Here is a 4,191-nt window from a genome sequence, read left to right as displayed (position 1 = left end):
CGCACCGCCGCGGCCGGGGACGTGCGCGCCGCCTACCGCGACCGCGCCGGCGAGACCCGCTCGGTCTGAGGGCGGTCGCAGGCCTCCGGCACTGGTCGCGCGGGGGCCGCGTTCGCGGCGCGGGGGCCCGGCGTCGGCGTTGCTAGGGTCGAACGGCTGTCCGGGTGCCCGGACCACGGCGGGCCGGCGGGGTCGGCCGGTCCGCCGCGCCTGCCTCCCGACCGCCCTGGAGACGCTCCGTGATCGACGCCCTCGGCAACCCCCGCTCCGTGCTGCTGCTCGGCGGCACCTCGGACATCGGCCTCGCCGTCGTGGAACGGCTGAGCCCGCAGCGCCCGCTGGAGGTCACGCTGGCCGCCCGCCCGGGCGAGCGCCGCGACGCGGCCGTGGACCGCCTGCACCGGCGCGGGCACGCGGTGCGCACCGTGGACTTCGAGGCCACCGACACCGCCTCGCACGAGCGGGTCGTCGCCGAGGCGTTCGAGGCCGGCGACGTGGACGTGACCGTGCTGGCGTTCGGGGTGCTGGGCGACAACGAGGAGTCCTGGCAGGACGCGGACGCCGCCGAGCTGGTCGCGACCGTGAACTACACCGCGCCGGTGCGCCTGGGCGTGCTGCTGTCGCAGCGGCTGCGCGCGCAGGGCCACGGCGTGCTGGTGGCGCTGTCGTCGGTGGCGGGCGAGCGCGCGCGCCGCTCCAACTTCGTCTACGGCTCCTCCAAGGCCGGCTTCGACGCGTTCTTCACGGGGCTGCGCGAGGCGCTGCGCCCGTCGGGCGTGCGGGTCGTCGTGGTGCGCCCCGGCTTCGTCACCACGAAGATGACGGAGGGGCTGAAGGCGGCCCCGCTGTCCGTGTCCGCGGAGCAGGTGGCGGAGGTCGCCGTCGACGCCGTGCGCACCGGCAAGGAGACCGTGTGGGCTCCCGAGCCGATGCGCTGGGTGATGTCGGCCCTGCGCCACGTCCCGGCGCCCGTGTTCCGCAGGCTGCCGCTGTGACGGCTGCGCGCGCCGGGCGGTCCCGGGGTCGGTGACGAACGGAGCGGATCTGAGCACGCAGGCAGGTGCGCAGCGGCTGGGTTCGCGCGTCCCGCGCGCGCGGTGGCACCCGGCGGCGCCGGCGCGGCCGGTGGTGCGGGCCCGCCCGTCCTCGCGGTCGCCGGACGTCCTGGTGGGGCTGGTGGCGGGCCTGGTGGCCCTGGTGGTCTTCGCCTGGCGGGTGGGCGTGCCCAGCCCGTGGCGCGACGAGGCGGTCACGGTCGCGGTGGCGCGCCGCTCGGCGGAGCAGGTCTGGCGGCTGGTGCAGGACGTGGACCTGGTGCACGCGCCGTTCTACTTCCTCGTGCACGCCCTGTTCGGCTCCTCGGCGACGGTGGAGCAGGCGCGCTGGCCGTCGGTGCTGGCGGCGGCGGCGACGGCCCCGCTGCTGCACGGGCTGGGCCGGCGGCTGGCGCTGGTGGGTGCCGGGCCGCGCACCGCGCGGCTGGTGGGCGCGACGGCGGCGGCGCTGTGGGTGGCGACGCCGCTGGTGAGCCGGTACGCGCAGGAGGCGCGCCCGTACGCGCTGGCGACCCTGGTGGCGACCGCCTCCGCCTACCTGCTGGTGCGCGCCAGCGGTTCGCCGCGGCGCGGCTGGTGGGTGGCGTACGCACTGAGCCTGCCGCTGCTGGCGGCGCTGAACACGCTGGCCCTGATGGTGCTGCCCGCGCACGCCGGGTGGCTGCTGCTGTCCGGGCGCGGCGCGCAGGGGCGGCCGGTGCGGCGCCGGGGCGCGGTGGCCGCGGGCGCGGGGATGCTGCTGGCGGCGCCGCTGCTGGCGGCGCAGAGCACCCAGCAGGGGCAGGTGGCGTTCCTGCGCCCTCCCCCGCCGGGGCTGCTGGGTGAGCACGTGGTGTTCGCGCTGGGTTCGCCGGTGACGGTGGCGATCGCGGCGGTGGCGGTGGCGGTGGCGGTGTGGCGCGCGCGCTCGCGGGCGCTGCTGGCGGTGGGCCTGCTGTGGGGGGCGGCGCCGGTGCCGGCGCTGTGGCTGCTCTCCCAGGTGCACCCGTTGTGGACGACGCGCTACCTGGTGGTGGTGGCACCGGGCACGTGCCTGCTGCTGGCGGCGGCGGTGACCGCGGCGCTGCCGCGCGCACCGCGCGCCCGGCGCAGGTGGGTGCGGGCGGTCCCCGCGGCGGTGGCGGTGGTGCTGGTGGCGGGCACGGCCCTGGCGGGGCTGCGGATGCAGCTGGTGTTCCGCGACCCGGAGCTGGGGCACGCCGAGGACCTGCGCGGTGCCGCGGCGCACGTCGCCGAGCGCGCCCGCCCCGGCGACGGGCTGCTGTTCGTGCCGGACGGCGAGTACCGCTACCGGGTGCTGACGCAGCTGTACCCGGACGCGTTCGCGGGGCTGCGGGACCTGGCGCTGGCGGAGCCGGCGGCGTCGTCGGCCACCCTGGTGGGCACGCCGGTGCCGCCGGAGGAGCTGGCGGGGGCGCTGGAGGGCGTGCACCGCGTGTGGGTGGTCGGCGGGGCCGGGCCGCTGGTGACGGCGAGCGCGCAGGACCGCGAGACGGTGCGGCTGCTGCAGGGCGGTTTCCGGCTGGCGCAGGAGCGGCACCTGCGCGCGTTCGGGGTGCGCCTGTACGTCTCGCACGACGCCCCGGGAGCCTCGCTGGCCGCGTGAGGAGGCTCACCGGTTTACCGCCCGTCGTTCACATCGCCTCCACTCTCGTCTAGCTTTCGTCCCTGGTGGAGCGTCGCCGACCGGCGGCCCCGAGAACCCGACGGACGGAGCGCCCCGGCGATGACCCCTGACCCGCTGCGACGACGGACCCCCCAGGCCCCCCGCCGCGGTGCGGCCCCGGTGAGCCGCCGCGCCGCCCTGGCCGGCACCGGTGCGGGACTGCTGACGCTGCTGGTGGCCCCCGCGGCGCAGGCGGCCCCGGCCGCCGTGAGCGCCTCGGGCCTCACGAGCGCCTCGGCGCTGCCGCTGCCGGTGACGGGCTCGACCCGCTCGCTGCCGCTGGCCGGCGGCCGCCGGGCGGCGGAGCCGCTGCTGCGCACCGCCCCGGGCGGAGGTGCGGTGGGCGCGGCTCCCACCGGGGCGGCGGGGGCGGCCGGTGCCGCGGAGCTGGCGGAGATCACCGTGGACGTCGCCGGCGGCAGCCTGCTGGGCGTGGTGCTGCGCGACGGTGCACCGGCCGCGGCCGGGGAGGACCCCGGGCCGGTGTCGGTGCGGGTGCGCCGGGCGGGTGGCGAGTGGGGCGCCTGGACGCCGCTGTCGCTGGTGGACGACGCCCCCGACGACGCCGGCGGTGCGGGCGTGCTGGCCACGGAGCCGCTGTGGACGGGTGAGCTGGGCGAGGCTGAGGTGCAGGTGCGGCTGCGCGCCGCGGAGGCGGGCGCGGCCCGCCTGGAGGTGGTGGACCCCGGTGCGGGCGAGGCCGACGCGGCCGCCTCGGCGGGTGCGGTGGGTGCCGTCGGCGCGGCGGGGGCCGTGGTCGGGGGCGCGCAGGCGGAGCAGGTGCGCGAGCTGCTGGCGGCGCAGGAGCGGGTGACCCTGGCTCAGCCCGCCATCCGCTCGCGCAGCGCCTGGGGCGCCGACGAGACCCTGCGCAAGTCCTCCGCCTCCTACAGCAGCACCATCAAGGCCGCCGTCGTGCACCACACCGCCGACCCCGGCAGCTACACCCAGGCCGAGGTCCCCGCCGTCATCCGCGGCATGTACCGCTACCACACCGTCACCCTCGGCTGGGCCGACCTCGGCTACAACTTCGTCGTCGACCGCTTCGGCGGCATCTGGGAAGGCCGCGCCGGCGGCACCACCCGCCCCGTGGTCGGCGCCCACGCCGGCGGCTTCAACATCGACACCTTCGGGGTGTCCATGATGGGCGACCACTCGCGCACCGCTCCCTCGGCCGCCGCCCTGGAGTCCGTCGCGCAGGTCATCGCCTGGAAGCTGGCCCTGCACGGCGTCGACCCCAAGGGCTCCACCCGCCTGACCAGCGCCGGCGGCGGCACCGCCCGCTACGCCAAGGGCACCACCGTCACCCTGCGCACCATCAACGCCCACCGCGACGTCGGCTACACCGCCTGCCCGGGCGACGCCGCCTTCACCAAGATGGACTCCCTGCGCACCCGCGTCGCCCAGCTCATGGCCGGCGCCACCGGCAACGGCCCCAGCGCCGTGGACACCAAGTACGCCCAGCTCGGC

The 4,191-nt window shown here is 78.2% G+C and carries 3 protein-coding genes; all 3 read left to right on the top strand.

Annotated elements, in window-relative coordinates:
• The first annotated feature begins 239 nt into the window (after positions 1-239).
• Positions 240-995 (top strand): decaprenylphospho-beta-D-erythro-pentofuranosid-2-ulose 2-reductase, encoded by a 756-nt coding sequence (locus tag MN205_RS00785; RefSeq protein WP_242123359.1) that lies wholly within the window; start codon positions 240-242, stop codon positions 993-995.
• A gap of 31 nt (positions 996-1,026) precedes the next feature.
• Complete coding sequence (locus tag MN205_RS00780; RefSeq protein ID WP_242123357.1) at positions 1,027-2,661, top strand: glycosyltransferase family 39 protein; 1,635 nt, start codon at positions 1,027-1,029, stop codon at positions 2,659-2,661.
• 180 nt (positions 2,662-2,841) lie between these two features.
• Positions 2,842-4,191: peptidoglycan recognition protein (locus MN205_RS00775; protein WP_242123355.1), on the top strand; the 1,350-nt coding region annotated here is incomplete at its 3' end.

The organism is Kineococcus sp. TRM81007, assembly GCF_022669155.1.
Lineage (GTDB): Bacteria > Actinomycetota > Actinomycetes > Actinomycetales > Kineococcaceae > Kineococcus.
The sequence above is the reverse complement of the archived record's forward strand: the minus strand, read 5'-3'. Positions and strand labels throughout refer to the sequence as shown.